The 15,333-nt window shown below is 71.7% G+C and carries 11 protein-coding genes; 8 read left to right on the plus strand and 3 right to left on the minus strand.

The window, feature by feature from the left end; genetic code table 11:
- The first annotated feature begins 48 nt into the window (after positions 1 to 48).
- From IF46_RS0105155 to IF46_RS0105170, 4 genes are read left to right on the plus strand one after another with little or no spacing between them, the layout of a single operon-like run.
- A complete protein-coding gene (locus IF46_RS0105155; RefSeq protein WP_030487114.1) occupies positions 49 to 4,719 on the plus strand; it encodes a condensation domain-containing protein in 4,671 nt (1,556 codons plus the stop codon).
- Entirely contained in the window at positions 4,694 to 5,146 is a 453-nt protein-coding gene (locus IF46_RS32235) for an SRPBCC family protein (protein WP_036391033.1), read from the plus strand. The genes IF46_RS0105155 and IF46_RS32235 overlap by 26 nt, the downstream gene beginning before the upstream one ends.
- On the plus strand, positions 5,136 to 7,469 hold the full coding sequence (locus tag IF46_RS0105165) for a M20/M25/M40 family metallo-hydrolase (RefSeq protein ID WP_051723663.1): 2,334 nt from the start codon (positions 5,136 to 5,138) through the stop codon (positions 7,467 to 7,469). The genes IF46_RS32235 and IF46_RS0105165 overlap by 11 nt, the downstream gene beginning before the upstream one ends.
- Positions 7,466 to 8,650: a cytochrome P450 gene (locus tag IF46_RS0105170; RefSeq protein ID WP_030487116.1), complete on the plus strand. Its 1,185-nt coding sequence runs from the start codon at positions 7,466 to 7,468 to the stop codon at positions 8,648 to 8,650. The genes IF46_RS0105165 and IF46_RS0105170 overlap by 4 nt, the downstream gene beginning before the upstream one ends.
- On the opposite strand, the gene vioD is transcribed toward IF46_RS0105170, so the two are convergent.
- On the minus strand, positions 8,637 to 9,752 hold the full coding sequence (gene vioD / locus IF46_RS0105175; RefSeq protein WP_030487117.1) for a capreomycidine synthase: 1,116 nt from the start codon (positions 9,750 to 9,752) through the stop codon (positions 8,637 to 8,639). The two genes, IF46_RS0105170 and vioD, sit on opposite strands and share 14 nt — an antisense overlap.
- A gap of 117 nt (positions 9,753 to 9,869) precedes the next feature.
- Between vioD and IF46_RS0105180 the strand changes: the two genes are divergently transcribed.
- Positions 9,870 to 10,076, plus strand: a complete 207-nt coding sequence (locus tag IF46_RS0105180; protein WP_420063548.1) for an MbtH family protein — start codon at positions 9,870 to 9,872, stop codon at positions 10,074 to 10,076.
- Here the strand turns inward: IF46_RS0105180 and IF46_RS0105185 are convergent.
- Complete coding sequence (locus tag IF46_RS0105185) at positions 10,071 to 10,700, minus strand: SDR family NAD(P)-dependent oxidoreductase (protein ID WP_198041357.1); 630 nt, start codon at positions 10,698 to 10,700, stop codon at positions 10,071 to 10,073. The genes IF46_RS0105180 and IF46_RS0105185 overlap by 6 nt on opposite strands.
- Before the next feature lie 478 nt (positions 10,701 to 11,178).
- Between IF46_RS0105185 and IF46_RS0105190 the strand changes: the two genes are divergently transcribed.
- The 3 genes from IF46_RS0105190 to IF46_RS0105200 all read left to right on the plus strand — a co-directional run bounded on the left by IF46_RS0105190 (position 11,179) and on the right by IF46_RS0105200 (position 14,126).
- Positions 11,179 to 11,712, plus strand: a complete 534-nt coding sequence (locus IF46_RS0105190; protein WP_232233938.1) for a response regulator transcription factor — start codon at positions 11,179 to 11,181, stop codon at positions 11,710 to 11,712.
- A 37-nt stretch (positions 11,713 to 11,749) separates the two neighbouring features.
- Complete coding sequence (locus IF46_RS0105195) at positions 11,750 to 12,916, plus strand: aminotransferase (RefSeq protein WP_030487121.1); 1,167 nt, start codon at positions 11,750 to 11,752, stop codon at positions 12,914 to 12,916.
- 70 nt (positions 12,917 to 12,986) lie between these two features.
- A complete protein-coding gene (locus IF46_RS0105200) occupies positions 12,987 to 14,126 on the plus strand; it encodes an aminotransferase class I/II-fold pyridoxal phosphate-dependent enzyme (RefSeq protein ID WP_036391036.1) in 1,140 nt (379 codons plus the stop codon).
- 46 nt (positions 14,127 to 14,172) lie between these two features.
- Here IF46_RS0105200 and vioC read toward each other — a convergent pair whose 3' ends face one another.
- Positions 14,173 to 15,216, minus strand: a complete 1,044-nt coding sequence (gene vioC / locus IF46_RS0105205) for an arginine beta-hydroxylase, Fe(II)/alpha-ketoglutarate-dependent (RefSeq protein ID WP_198041358.1) — start codon at positions 15,214 to 15,216, stop codon at positions 14,173 to 14,175.
- Between the last annotated feature and the right edge of the window lie 117 nt (positions 15,217 to 15,333).

Consider the following 15,333-nt stretch of genomic DNA (forward strand, 5'->3'; position numbering starts at 1 on the left):
GGCGAAGGGTCGCGTGTGGGCGGAGGCCGGCGAGGACAAGGGGTGCATGTGGGCGCCAGCAACGTCGAGGACATCTATGAGCTGTCCCCGCTGCAACGCGGGATGCTGCTGCACAGCGCACACGACGGCGCGCCGGACATGTACCTGAGCCAGCAGACCTATCTGGTCACCGGCAAGCTCGACCTCGAGGCGCTGGTGGCGGCCTGGCAGTCGGTCTCCGACCGGCACCCGGCCCTGCGCACCTCCTTTCATTGGGAGGACCTCGACAAGCCGCTGCAGGTGGTGCACCGCGAGGTCGACCTGCCGGTGATCCACCACGACTGGCCGGACGCCGGGGACGACCTCGCCGACCGGCTGGAGCGGCTGCGCGCCTCCGACGCCGCGACCGGCTTCGACCTGACCGTGCCGCCGTTGCAGCGCCTGCACGTGGTGCGCGTTGGCGACGAACGCTTCGGCCTGGTGTGGAGCTTCCATCACCTACTGATGGACGGCTGGTCGATCCCGATCCTGCTGGGCGAACTGCTCGGCGAGTACCGCGCGCGAACCGCTGGCTGGCCGACCTCCCCGCCAGCCCCGCCCTACCGCGACTACATCGCCTGGCTGCAGCGGCAGGACCCCGAGGCGAGCCGCCGCTGGTGGACCGGCCTGCTCGACAGCTCCACCGGGAACCGGTTGCGGCCGCTCGCACCGGCCGACCCCCGGCAGGGCACCGGCCCGATCGACCGCCGCGAGGTGCAACTGCCCGCCGCCCTGCTGGACGGGCTCCGTGAGGCGGCGGTCCGGCACCGCGTCACCCTGGGCACCCTGGCGTACGCGGTGTGGGCCGCGGTGATCCGCCGGCACAGCGACCGCGCCGACGTCGTCCTCGGCTGTGTCACCTCGGGCCGCCCAGCGGACCTGCCCGGCGTCGAGGGGATGATCGGCGTGCTGGCGAACACCCTGCCACTGCCGGTCGAGGTGCCCGACGACGGCGACCTCGGCGACTGGCTGCGCCGGGTGCAGGACACCGCCGCCCAACTGCGGCGGCACGAATACACGTCGCTCGCTGACATCAAGCGGTGGGTCGGCCGGTCCGGGCAGGAGCTCTTCGACAGCACCCTGTCGGTCGACAACTACAGCATCACGATCGACCCGGCGATGCTCGGCGGTGACCTCACGTTCCGCCCGGACGTGCTCTTCGACAAGACCAGCACCCCGATCGCCGCCACCTTCACCCCTGACTCCGGCGCGGTGCAGATGCTGGTGCACCGCGACCGGTTCCCGGCGGGCTTCGTCGACGACCTGGTGACCGACCTGACCGCAGCGCTGGAGGCGGTGACCAGCGCCGACCGGGTGCAGCAGGTCGCACCGGCTCGGCCGGCGGCCGGCCCGCCGCCCGTTCCCGCGACGGTCGAGGACAGCGCGGCCGGCCAGCCGCCGGCCACCGCCGTCGAGGAACGCATCGCCGAGGTCTACCGGCAGGTGCTGGAGCGGCCCAGCGTCGACGTCACCATGAGCTTCTTCGCGCTGGGCGGCGACTCGTTCGACGCGGTGCGCGCGGCCGGCCGCATCGAGGGTGCGTCGGTCGCGCTGATCGCGGCCCATCCCAGCGTGCGCGAGCTGGCCCGGGCCATCGCGCCGGAGGAGACGGCCGCACCCGAGCCGGACGCCGACCTCGACGACGAGATCGGCCGGCTGGAGGAGTTGCTGGCCCGCAAGCGTGCCGAGAAGGCACGCCGCGACGAGACACCGCAACTGGTGCCGGTGCCACGCGAGCCGTCGATGGTCTGCACCCACCAGCAGGAGGCCATGTGGTTCATGCACCAGGTGGCCCCGCACTGGACGTCCTATCACGTGCCGATCCCGCTGCGGTTGCACGGCAACCTGGACGTGGCCGCGCTGGAGCGGGCGATGCACACGCTGGTCGTGCGACACGAGTCGCTGCGCACCCGGTTCGTCGCCGAGCACGGCGTGCCCCGCCAGGTGATCGACCCGCCTCCGGCGCGGACTCGGCTGCCGGTGACCGAGCTGACCGAGGACCAGGTCGAGCCGTGGGCCCGCGGCCTCTACACCGAGCCGTTCGACCTGGCGGCCGCGCCGGCGTTCCGGGTGGGAGTGGGGCGTGTCGCCCCGGACGACTTCGTGGTGGTGATGGTCTTCCACCACATCGTCACCGACGGCTGGTCGGGCCGGATCCTCGGCGACGAGCTCTCCGCGGCATACGCGGCTGTCCGCGCCGGCGTCCCGGCGAAGCTGCCGCCGGTCCGGGTGCAACCAGCCGACCTGGCGGTCTGGCAGCGCCGCTGGCTGGCCGGCCCGGAACGCGACCGGCAGATCGGCCACTGGCGCGAGGCGCTGGCTGGACTGTCGACAGTGGACTTTTCGGCCGACCGGCCGCGGCCAGCCCGACCGAACGGCGCCGGCGCGAACGTCCTCCGCGTACTGCCCGCCGAGACCTCGGCCGCCGTCCGCGCCTATACCCGCGAGCATCGGGTCTCGCTGCTGTCGGTACTGCACGCCGGCCTGCTGTCGGTGCTGCACCGCTGGACCGGGCAGCTCGACCTGCCGGTCGGCTCGCTGCTCACCGGCCGTACCAGCGCCGAGATCGAGTCGATGGTGGGTTATCTCGGCAGCATCGTGGTGCTGCGGCCAGACCTAAGCGGCGAGCCGAGCTTCGCTGAGCTGATCGACCGCTGCAACCGCGTCGTGCTCGACGCGACAAGTCGCCAGGACGTGCCGTTCCTGCTTGTCGTGGACGCGCTGCGTCCCGAGCGGGTGACCGGCCGTAACCCGCTCTTCCAGATCGGCCTCACGCTGCACCCGCCGGGCATCAACGCGGCCCTGCGTCTGGGCGACGATGTCACCGGCGAGCAGTTCGGGCTGCACGACGAATACACGCTGTGGGACATGGCGGTCGACGTCACCGACGCGCCGGACGGTGACCTCTACCTCTCCATCGACTACTCTGCCGAGCTCTACGACCCGGAGCGGATCACGCGCTTCGCCGACCACTTCGCCACCGCCCTCACGGCCGGCCTGTCCGATCCCGACACCCGCGCCACGGACTTGGAGATCATGCCGGCTGCCGAACGTCGGCAGGCGCTGCCCGAGGCCGCCCCGGTCACCGCCGCTCCGCCGGTGCACGAGCAGATCTCGGCGATCGCCGCGCGGACCCCGCACGCCCCGGCGGTGTTGGCCGCCGACGGCGCCGGGCTGACCTATCGGGAGCTCGACCGGGCCGCCGACCGGCTGGCGCACCGCCTGCGCGAGCGTGGCGCCCGGCCCGGCCTGCTGGTGGAGGCGCGCGTCGACGGGCCGCTGCGGGTAGCCGCTCTGCTCGCGGTCTGGCGGACCGGGGCCTGCCTGGTGCCGCCCGGCAGCTCCGCCGGCCCAGCGTCCGCACTTGTCGTCACGGCGGCCGACAACGCGGCCGGCACGGACACCGAGGCCCGCTTCGTCGAGCCTGACGAGGCCGCTCCCGCGGTGATCCTCGGTGACGGTCCAGAGCCGATCGTCGTCTCCTACCGCGCCGTCCGAGCCCGGATCGTCGCGCTGCGCGACGGCGTCCCGCTGGAGCCGGGCGACCGGGTGCTGAACGCCTCGCCGGAGGGCGGGCACGCCTGGCTCACCGAGCTGTTCTGGGCGCTCACGTGCGGCGCCACCGTCGTGCTGCCGACCCCGGGCGACCGCCCCGACGCGGCGGAACTGGGCATCACCGCGCTGCGAACAGGCCCGGCCGGGCTGCGGGAGCTGATCGGCGCGGCCGCGCCGGCGAGCCTGCGCCGGGTGATCTGCGGCGGCGACGCGGTACCGGCCGACACCGTACGCCGGTTCCACGCCACCTGGCCCGGCGCGCGACTGCACCTGGCGCTGGGCTCGACCGAGACCGGCGACGTGACCCTGTCCCCGCACCCCGGACTTCCGGTGCCAGGGGCCCGGGCGCTGGTGCTCGACGACCGGCTGCGGCCGGCCCCGATCGGCGTGCCGGGCCGGCTCTTCGTCGCCGGCGACGCGGTCGCCGACGGCTACCTCGGTGCGCCTGCCCGCACGGCGCGCACCTTCGTGGCCGGCCCGCACGGCACCGGGCCGATGTGCGCCACCGGCGACCTGGTACGCCGGCACGCCGACGGCCACCTCGAGCTGCTCGGCGACGCTGAGCGCCGGGTCACCGTGCGCGGCGATCGGATCGATCCGCAGCGAATCGAGGAGGCGCTCGCCGATCACCCGCTGGTTCGGCACGGCGTGGTCGTGCCCGCCGGCGACGGTCTCACCGCGTACGTATGCGGCTGGCACGGTCGTCGGGAGCCGGACCCGCACGGCTTGCGTGAGTTCCTCGCCGGACGGCTGCCCGCCCACCTGCTCCCCCGCGTCCTGGTCACCGTCGCCGACCTGCCGCTCACCGCCGCCGGCACGATCGACCGCGACCGGCTTCCACAGGCCGCGCCGCCGCCCGACTCGGTCCCGGCCTCCGAGACCACCCGGCAGTGGCTGGCGGGCACCTGGCTGGAGATCGTCGGCACGCCGTGTGGCGGCGGCACCTTCTGGGAGCTCGGCGCGAGCTCGTTGCAGGCCACCCGCCTGGTCGCCCGGGTTCGCGCCGGTCTCGGCGTCAACCTGACCATCGACGAACTGTTCGCCCATCCCACGCTGGACCAGCTCGCCGCCTGGATCGACCGGGCCGCGGCCGGGCCCGCCGCACCCGCCGAGGAAGCCGATGAGCACACCGCCCTGCGCCACTGAGCGCTCCGACAGCTACAGCGTCTCGATCAGCGCGCCGGTCGACTTCGTCTGGGCCACGCTGGCGACCGTCGCCGACTGGCCCCGCTTCTCCCCGTTCGCGCTGCGCGTACGCCCGGAGTCGCCAGGCACCTTCACGGTCACCAGCCCCACCGGCGACGTGCGGCTGACCAGCCACTTCGACGAGGCGCTGCGGTTGCTCGACCACACCGTGACGCTCGCCGACGGCACCGACGTCTTCATCCCCTACCGGGTGACACCCAACCACCGCGGCAGCGAGCTGATCATGACGAACGTGAAGTCGCCGACGGACAGCGCGGCGGAGTACGAGGAGCAGCTCGGCTGGATGCGCACCGAGCTGGCGAACGCGAAGACATACGTCGAGGAGTGCTACGCCGCGCGAGGCGAAGGGGCGAGCCGTGCTGACTGAGACCGTGACCGCTCCACCGCCACGCGCTGCGGCGCCACCCCCGGGGCGGACGAGTCCGCTGCCCGCGCTTATCGCGATCGGCGCGCTGATCCTCCTGACCGCCCTGACCCTGCTGAGCCTGCGGCCGGCCGGGCCGGAGCCGGCGTCCGCGCCGGCGACGGAGTTCTCCGCCGACCGTGCGATGGCCAAGCTCGACCGGATCGCCGCCCGCGCGCACCCCACCGGTTCGCCGACGCACCAGCAGGTCCGCGACTATCTGGTGGCGGAGCTGCGAGCGGCCGGGCTGGAGCCCTCGGTGCAGGACCGGGTCGCGGTGCGGGCTACCGAGAACACGCTGGACGCCGGGTCGGTGTCGAATGTCTACGCCACCATCGCCGGACGGCAGTCGACCGGGCAGGTGCTGCTGGTCGCCCACTACGATTCGGTGCCGATCGGGCCCGGCGCGGCCGACAACGGCGGCAACGTCGCCGCGCTGCTCGAGATCGTCCGGGTGCTCAAGGCCGGCGCGCAGTCCCGCAACGACATCGGCGTGCTCTTCACCGACGCGGAGGAGCAGGGGCTACTCGGCGCGAAGGCGTTCCTGGACTCGGGCGCCGCCGGCGACCCGGCCCGGGTGGTGGCGGTGAATTTCGAGGCACGCGGTTCGTCCGGGCCTGCGGTCATGTTCGAGACCGTGGGGGGAGACCTGACCCCGGCCGTACGGGCGTCGGGCGCCCTGACCACGTCGGCGGCCGTCCAGGTCTATCGGGCGATGCCCAACGACACTGACCTGAGTGTGCTCGGCGACGCCGGCATGCGGGGCCTGAACCTCGCCCACCTGGCTGGTGCGGGCCACTATCACACGGCCCACGACAGCGCCGACCGGTTGAGCCGGGCCAGTGTGCAGGACATGGGCGAGGCCGGGCTGGGCGCCGCCCGCGAGCTGGCCGGCGCCGACCTCGCCGACACCGGCAGCGAGGGCACCTTCTTCTCGTTCTTCGGCACGGTGATCTGGTATCCCGCCCTACTCGTGCTCCCGCTCGCGGTGCTGACCGCAGCGGGTTTCCTGGCGCTGCTGTGGTGGGGCCGGCGACGTGGGCTCTCCCCACGCGGGGTGGCGCGCACGGTCGTCACGCTGCCGCTGTGCCTGCTCGCCGCGGCCGTTCTCGGGCAGATCGGCTGGCTGATCCTGGCCGGTCGGTCGCCGGGCTCGTTCCTGCTGATGGGTGGGGTCTACCACCCGGCCCGCTACCTGATCGGCGTGGCGGCGCTGCTGCTGGTGGCCCTGCTCGTCTGGTATCGCTGGGCACGGCGACGGGCGTCCGCGCTGGACGCGATGGTCGGCGTGGCCGGCTGGTTCAGCCTGCTGGCCGTCGCCTGCGCGGTGCTGGCCCCCGGCGCGGCCTATCTGTTCACCTGGCCGGCGCTGGCCGGCCTGGCCGGCGCGTGGCTGGCGCTGCGGCGCGGCCCGGCCGATCCGCTGTGGACGGCGGTGGCCGGCGGCGTGTTCGCGGCGGTGGCCGTAGTGCTGGTGCTGCCGGTCGTGATGCTGATGGTCCCGCCGCTCGGCCTGCCGCTCACCGTGCTGCGGCTGCTGCTCGCGATCACCCTCGGCGCGGCTCTCCTGGCCGTGCTCGGCCCGCTGCCCCCGCGCCGCGCGCTCACCGCAGGGATGCTCACGCTGACCGTCGCCGGGGTCGCCGCGATCGTGATCGTGGCCGCCGGCGACCGCTACAGCAGCCGCGACCCGCAGCCGGTCAGCCTCGGCTATCTGCTGGAGGCGGACGCCGGGCGGGCGTCGTGGATCAGCAACGGCGGACCGGCCCAGCCGGTGGTCGGGCCGCTGCTCAACGGCGGCGGCATCGTTCCCGACCAGCGGGTGCCACACCTGGCCGGCGCCCAACTGCAGGCCGGACCGGCGGCGGTGGCGCCCGAGGTGCGCGGCGCGCAGGTGGAGCAGCCCACCACGCGGGTGCAGGACGGGGTGACCACGACCCAGGCGCGGATCCGGGTGCCCGCCGACGTCTACAGCATCATCGTCTTCGCCGACACGTCGGCGCATGAGATTCTCGGCGCCACGGTCAACGGCGGTGAGCTGCCGGGTGGGCGCAACGTCGGGGCGGCTTCGGCACCCTGGGGCTGGGGCTTCGGCTATGCCGGCCCGCCGGCCGACGGGGTCGAGCTGACCATCCGGTCGCGCGGCACCGGAGCGCTGCGGATCCTGGTCACCACGACCACGGCCGGCCTACCCGCCTCCGCGCCGCTGCTGCCGGCGGACCTGAGCTGGGCGAACTGGCCGTCGGTCGCCGGGCAGACCTTCGTCGTGAGCACCCACCGGCTATGACCACAACCGAGCCCGTCTACGACCCGTTCTCGTACCTCCTGCACGAGGACCCCTATCCGACCTATGCCTGGATGCGCGAGCACGCGCCGCTCTATCGGAACGAGTCCCGAAACTTCTGGGCCCTGTCCCGCTATGCCGACGTGCAGGCGGCGCTGCGTAACCCGGGCCTGTTCTCCAGCCGCAACGGCATCTCACTGGAACCGGACCTGTGGGGTCCCGAGGCCGAGAAGACCAGCTTCTATCTCGCCATGGACCCGCCCCGGCACGGGCGGATGCGCCGGCTGACCGGGTCGGTCTTCAAGCCCCGGTGGGTTCAGACGATGGAGCCGCGGATCCGGGAGCTGGCCCGGGCCCGGCTGGCGCCGCTGCGCGACGGGGGCACGTTCGACCTGGCCGACTTCGGCGCCGCGCTGCCGCACGACGTGATGTGCGAGCTGATCGGCATCCCGGCGGCGGACCGCGACGCGCTACGCGTCGACAACGACCTGCTCAACCACTGCGAGGACGGCTTGGAGACGCGGTCAGCGGCGACCCTGGCCGCGGGATTCCGGCTGGCCGTCTACTACGTCAGCCTGATCAACGACCGGCGGCGTCAGCGGCGCGACGACCTGCTGTCGACCATGCTGGACACCGAGACGGAGGAGGGCCCGCTGACCGACGGGCAGCTCGTCGCGTTCCTCTTTCTCATGGTCAGCGCCACCAACGAGTCGACGGGCAAGCAGATCGGCATCGCGCTGCACCATGGGTGGCGGCTGCCCGAGGTGCGGCGGGCCGGGCTGAACGGCCGCGCCGCGGACTGGTGCGACGAGTCGCTGCGCTTCGACTCGCCCAGCCAGATGATGGCCCGCACGCTGACCGAGGAGACGGTGCTGCACGGCGAGCGGCTGCCGGCCGGCGCCCGGGTGGCTCTGCTGCCCGCCTCCGGCAACCGGGACGAGCGGGTGTTCGCCGACCCGGACGTGTTCGCCCTCGACCGGGACACCAGCGCCATGATCAGTTTCGGTCTCGGGCCACATTTCTGCCCGGGTGCCGGCCTGGCCCGGCTGGAGATCACGATCGCGCTGCAAGAGTTCGGCGCGCTGGTGTCCGACTACGAGATCGACATGGACCGGGCCCGCCTGGTGCACTCGCCGCACCAGCGCGGGTTCCTCTCCCTACCGGCAACCGTCACCCGTCGCTGAGCACCGTTTCCAGGGCCGCCAGCCCGGCGGCCAGCTCGGCGCGGGTGCCGCCGAAGCCCAGCCGGGCATAGCCCGTGAAGTCGTCGCCGAAGCACTCGCCCGGGACCAGCAGCACCCGATGCTCCTGGGCGAGTCGCCGGCACAGGTCGGTGACGTCGGCGCAGCGCGGGAACCGGACGAACGCGGCGACCCCACCGTCGGGCGGGTCGAGCCGCACCTGGTCACCCATCCGGTCCGCCCACTCGGTCAGGTAGAGCAGGTTGCCGGCGGCGTGCTCGCGCTGCATCGCGACGATCCGGTCGGCGTTGCGCACCGCCTTCTCGGCGAAGAACTCCAGCACCGGCGAGACGTAGAGGGCGATGTAGTCGCGTAGCACCGCCATCCGGGCGAGCAACTCGTTCGGCGCCACGCACCAGCCGACCCGGATGCCAGCCAGCCCGTAGCTCTTGGAGAAGGTGCCGAACGCGATGAGCCGGTCGTACCAGATCGGCAGCGGCAGCGGGTCGGCGGCGTAGGTCAGCTCGCCGAAGGCGTGGTCCCAGACCAGCCAGGCGCCCGCCTCGTCGGCGATCTCCACCAGCTCGCGTTGCTGCTCCGGGGTGATCGAGCGGCCGGTCGGGTTGTGCGGAAAGTTGACCACGATCATGCGCGGCCGGCGCTCGGCCAGCTTGCGCAGCGCGGCCAGATCGGCGGCGAACCCGCCCTCGTCCTGCCGCAGCGGCCAGCGGGTGATCGTGCAGCCCAGCGCGCCGGCGATGTCGTAGAGCTGCTGATAGGCCGGGTCGACCACGATGATCTCGTCGCCCGGGTCGAGCACGGTGTGCATGACGATGTAGATCGCCTCGCTCGAGCCGTGCGTCACCATCATCCGGTCCGGGTCCCCGGCGAGCCAGCGGTCGGCCAGGGCCGCGCGCAGCGCCGTGCCGCCGAAGCTCTCGCTGTCGTGGAAGATCATCGGATCGAGCTCGTCGAGGTCGAAGCCACAGATCTCGCGCAGCTCCTTGATGGTCAGGTCGCGGACACCACTGCTGCCGATGTCGTGGTCGACGTTGTGGTAGTAGAGCCGCATCCACTCCTCGAGCTTGGCCAGCGCGATCTTCATGCGCCTCACTATCGGCGGCCGGGCCGCGTCCGGGGGCGTCGCGTGAAGCGGTGACAGGTGCCGTGCCGCTCCGGATGAGTACGGTCGCGTCGAGCCGATCTGCGAGGAGCCGTGCCCATGAATGTCTTCGACGACCCCGACGGAACCTTCCTGGTGCTCGTGAACGACGAGGAGCAGCATTCCCTCTGGCCGAGTTCGCTGGACGTGCCGGCGGGCTGGCGCGTCGCCCACGGCCCGGAATCCCGGCAGGCGTGCCTGGACCACGTCGAGCAGCACTGGACTGACATCACGCCGCTGAGCGTGCGGCAGGCGTTGGCGTCATAACCCGCCGCTCGGGGGATCACGCAGGAGGTCGGCCAGCCATCGCGACAGGTCGACCTCGCCGGCTGCCGGCGACGGATAGGTGTCGATGACGATGCCGGTGCCGGCCAGTTCGTCGGCCACGGACCGGGTGAACTCGTTTACCCGGTCCGTGGCGGCCGCCCCCGCCGCCCTCACGCCCGGCCCGTCCAGCACATAGGCGATGCGCCCGTAGTGTTGCCGGCGCATCAGCGGCTCCACGGCGTGGATCAGCTGCCGGGTGCCGGCCAGGTTCTCCTCCAGGATCATCAACTCCGCGCCGGTGGTCACCGTCGCGTCGACCAACACGTCGCAGCGGCCCAGCCGCATCCGCAGCCACGTCGTGAGGCGTTCGACGCTGTCCGGGTCGGTGAGGGTCAGCTGGCGTACGGCGACGCGGTCCGCGAGATCGCCGAGCAGCGCGACCGCCGCCCTTCCGCTGATCCCGGAAGGGCTCGTGAGCACAACCCGGACCGGCGACTCAGCGAGCGCGCGGGTGATCGTGAGGGTCAACGCGGGGTCGCCCTCGATCACGACGGCGACGGGCTCCTCCACCGGTTCGAACCGCGTGGCGCCCGCCTGCCCGGCCGGTGATCCGATCGCTCGCAAGGGGATCACCTTGGCCCCGTCGTCGCGTGCGATGCGTCGCGCATCGCGATTCGGCATCGTCGGTCACCTCTTTCAGGCCGTGCGGGGGCGCAGGGAGATCATGGTCGAACGATGCACGGTGTCGCGTCACGTCGCTTGTTGCAGCTACCGACCGCCACGGGCTCCCGACCCGATAGATGACCATCGGTGCCATGGATTACCCCAGCTCGACGACCATTACCAGGAGTTAACACTTGTCACTGTCCCGTGAAGCAGGGATGCTTGGCCCCGGAGGGCCGCTGCTACTGTCGACCGAGTTGGTGATCGATCGGCAATCTCATCGAAAACAATCGATGCAGAGCGCACCCTGACCATGGCGTTTGCGGCACACAATCCGTCGCCAACGCCACAGACACGATTTGTAGCGGGGTACGGGGCCTTGATTCGGATCGATGTTCTCAGCAGCTCACCCATCTACCTGGTGGGCATGCTCCACACAATGGATCAGGCCGGCATCAAAGTCGTGTCCGCCCGAACGTCCTCCGACGACGAGGCTTCCTGGCTGGCCGACGCCACCCTGATCGATACCGACGCTCTACCGCCCTTCGGCGAGCTCGAGCACATCGCCGAGACGGCAAAGTGCACGCAGGTCATCGTGGTCAACGACGAGCCGCCGTGCGAGAGCGCACGCTTCCTGCGCGTCGGCGCGGCGGGTGTGATCAACAAACGGGACCCGGCAGAGCGGGTCGTTGACGCCATCCGGTCGGTCACCTCCGGGCGCAACGTCGTGCCGGCCGACCAGGAACCACCGACGGTCACCTGGACCGATGCCGTCGGGCGCAGCCTGAGCCAGCGGGAGATGCAGGTGCTACGGCAGATCGCCCGAGGGCTGACGCACGGCCAGATCGCCACCCGGCTCGGCATCAGCCCGCACACGGTAGACACCTATGTCAAGCGCATCCGCGCCAAGCTCGGCGTCGGCAACAAGGCCGAGCTGACGCGAGCCGCGCTGCTCGGCAGGCTGGCCGGCTGATCGGCCGATCGGCCCCCGACCGCGACGGAGATCAAGCATGCGGCTCAGCCGCCGGACACTCAGCCAGATCGACTCGCCGATCTCCGACACCTACGCGCTGCTCGACGAGCGCACGGCGGGCGGCGAGGTGCTCGACCTGGCCCAGGCGGCGCCGCGCTATCCACCCGCGCCCGAGGTCGTCGAGCACATCGCCGCGGTGGCCCGCGACCCGCACGGTGCCGACTACGTCGAGCTTGGCGGCCTGCCGCACCTGCGGGAGGCGTTCGCGCTGGAGCTGTCGCGCGACTACCGCGGCGCCGTCCAGCCCGAGCAGGTGCTGGTCACGGCCGGCTGCAACCAGGCGTTCTGCCTCGTCACCTCGGCCCTGGCTGGCCCCGGCGACGAGGTCGTGCTGACCGTGCCCTACTACTTCAACCACGACATGTGGCTGCGCCTGGACGGCGTGACCCCGGTCTATCTCGACCCGGGCCCCGACCTGGTGCCAAGCGCCGCCGCGGCAGAGGCGCTGATCACCGGACGCACCCGGGCGATCGTGCTGGTGTCGCCGGGCAACCCCAGCGGTGTGGTGGTACCCCCGGAGCGGATCGCCGAGCTGGCCGCGGTGGCCCATCGGCACGGCATCGCCCTCGTGCTGGACGAGACCTACCGGTCGTTCCGCGGCACCGACGAGCCGGCACATCCGCTGTTCGCCGATCCGGGCTGGCCGGAGACCGTGGTCAGCCTGCACAGCTTCGCGAAAGACCTGGCCATCCCCGGCTATCGGGTGGGCGCCGTGGTGGCGTCGGCCCGGCTCAACCGGGAAATCATGAAGCTGCTCGACTGCGTCGCGATCTGCGCGCCGCGGATCGGCCAGGAGGCCGCCTGGGCCGGTCTTGTCCGGGCCGGCGCGTGGCGAGCCCAGCGGGCCCGCGACCTGCTGGCGAAGCGTGACCACTTCCGGTCGGTGCTGGCCGATCGCCCAGGCGGGTTCGAGCTGCTGGCCGCCGGTGGCTTCTTCGGTTGGCTACGGCACCCGTTCCGGGACCGGCCCACGACCGAGGTCGTCCGCGATCTGGTTCTACGCCACGACACCCTGGTCATTCCCGGAACGGCATTCGAACCCGGCGACCGGCACACGCTGCGCGTGAGCTTCGGCAACGCGGGCCAGGACGAGATGAGCCGGTTCGCCGACCGGCTGACCGCCATGGCCTTAGCCCCTTCTTGATGGGACAAGAACGCATCCGGCGCGCCGCCTAGGGTTCTTGCAGGCAGCGCTCGCAGCGGGAGGACCGACGATGACCCCAGTCGCCAATCTGACCACCATGGAAGTCGACGCGTTGACCGACGTCGACGGCGGGCTCAATCTCACGGACGGCCACGCCCGATTCGTCCTCAGCGGACAGCAGGCCGAGATCATCGGGCGGCTGCCGGAGATGTTCGCCGACGCGTCCCGGCGGTCGTTCCCCGAGATCGAGCGGGAGGCGCACACCACCTTCCTGCACGCGGTGGGGCAGCACACGGCGCCGATCGGCACTGGCCGGATCCTCAGCTGCTACTCCTCCACACTGGCGACCGACATCGTGGCGCGGGCCCTGCCGGCCGGCGCGACGATCGCCGTGCTGCACCCCACGTTCGACAACATCGCGGACCTGTTCGTCACCCGCGGGCTCGAATTGGTGCCGCTGCCCGAGGAGGCGCTGCTGGCACGCCAGTGGCCGCAATCGCCGGTGCGCGCGGTCGTGCTCACCCACCCGAACAACCCAACCGGCCTGGTGACCCCGCAGGAGCACCTGCGCTCGCTCGGCGAGCACGCCGCCCGGAACGGGCAGATCGTCATCCTCGACGCCAGCTTCCGCGGGCAGGTGCACGACGCCCAGTACGACACCTACGCGGTGCTCGACTCCACCGGGGCCGACTGGATCACGATCGAGGACACCGGCAAGCTCTGGCCGACGCACGAGCTCAAGATCGGCCTGCTCGCGTACAGCAGCCGCCTCACCCTGCCGATCGAGCGGGCCTTCTCCGAGTCGCTGCTCTCCGCCTCGCCGGTCGTGCTCCGACTGATCACCGAGCTGGCCCGGGACTGGACCACCGGCGGTTACGAGCGGTCGCACCGGTTCATCGAGGACAACCGCGAGATCATACGCAGCACCATCGCCGAGGTGGGGCTCTCGCTGGCCGACCCGGAGTCGCGGATCAGCGTGGCCCGCATCGAACTGCCGGCCGACGGCCCCGACTCCAACCTGCTCTACAAGGACATGCTGAACCGGGGTGTGCACGTGCTGCCCTGCGCGCCGTTCCACTGGGCGGACCCGGAGGGCGGGCTACGGTTCATCCGGCTCTCGTTGGCCCGGCCGCGAGCAACGATCATCACCGCCGCCCAGGCTCTCGCCGCCTCATATCTCGACCTCTCGGCCGCCTCGACCAGGAAGTAGGCGGACAGTCGCGCCGGCACCCCGCGGGGCGCCGGCGCGTTCACCGTCACTGAATGATCCGGCTGTCCGCAGAGGTGCGCCAGGCCCGCGAACCGCGGATGTTGCGGGTGATGTTCAGCCGCTTGAGCCACCGGTCGGAGCCGTCGTAGCGCGGCTGGAACGACTTACGGCCGTGCACCGCGCGGAAGTTGTCGATGAAGACGCAGTCGCCGGGCCGCAGCGCGACCGTGGACATCCGCTCCTCGATCTGGGCGCACAATCCGTCGAACGCCTGCCGGTGGCGCTCCGGCCACCCGCTCGAATCCATGTGATAGGGGTCGAGCGCCAGGTAGGGGCTGCCCGGGTCGCCGAAGAACAGCGGCCGCTGCTCGGGCTTCTCGTTCCACTGCTCGATCAGCCGGAAACTGCGCGCCCGCAACGCGTCCAGCGCCGGATCACCAGTCGACCCGCGGGACAGCTGCGGCTGGTGCGAGTTGTCGGGCATCACGGTGAACTCGGGCTCGAACAGCGCGGCCACGTCCAGCCGCTCGACGTCCAGCAGGTCGATGCTGCAGACCATCGTCTCCACGTCGTCCGGGTTCTTCAGGCACATCAGCGCGACATAGTCGCCCCGGCACGGGTGGAACGCGTCCTCGGTGTGCCAGGACAGATGCTGCAGGCTGTTCGAGCCGATCTCGTAGTGCTCGTGTCCCTTGATCGGCAGCACGTCGTGCATGATCCGGCCGTCCTGCTGGGTGCCCCAGCCGAAGACGTCGCCGAGCGCCGACCCGCACAGCAGGAAGAAGATCTCCTGGCGGAAGGCCGGCGAGGCGTGCTGGCTGTCCCGCCAGTGCGTCGGGGTCGGCCCAAGTTCCTGTTCGTCGACCGCCAGGCCGGAGACCACGCAGAGCGCCGACGGCTCGCCGAGCCGGAACTCTTCGAGGAACTCCAGGAGGTGCGCGGGCAACTCCCGGGTGAGCACCGGCGACCGCCGGATCAGGTCCTCGTTCTCGATGGTGTCGTACTGGCGCGCCAAGTCGGCGAGCATCGGCGCCAGCGCCGCGTTGTCCGCGGGAGTGAGTGCCAGGTGGTGCGTCGCGATATCGGTCACTCCCCGAGGTTATGAACGTTTGCGCGGCCGCATCGGTCCCCGTAAGCAGGGACACCACCGCATCGCACCATCAATCGGGGACTCCGCCCGGGCCCGGTGGTGCGGCAGGCTGGCGCA

The sequence above is a fragment of the Micromonospora chokoriensis genome (assembly GCF_000718555.1).
Classification (GTDB): domain Bacteria; phylum Actinomycetota; class Actinomycetes; order Mycobacteriales; family Micromonosporaceae; genus Micromonospora; species Micromonospora chokoriensis_B.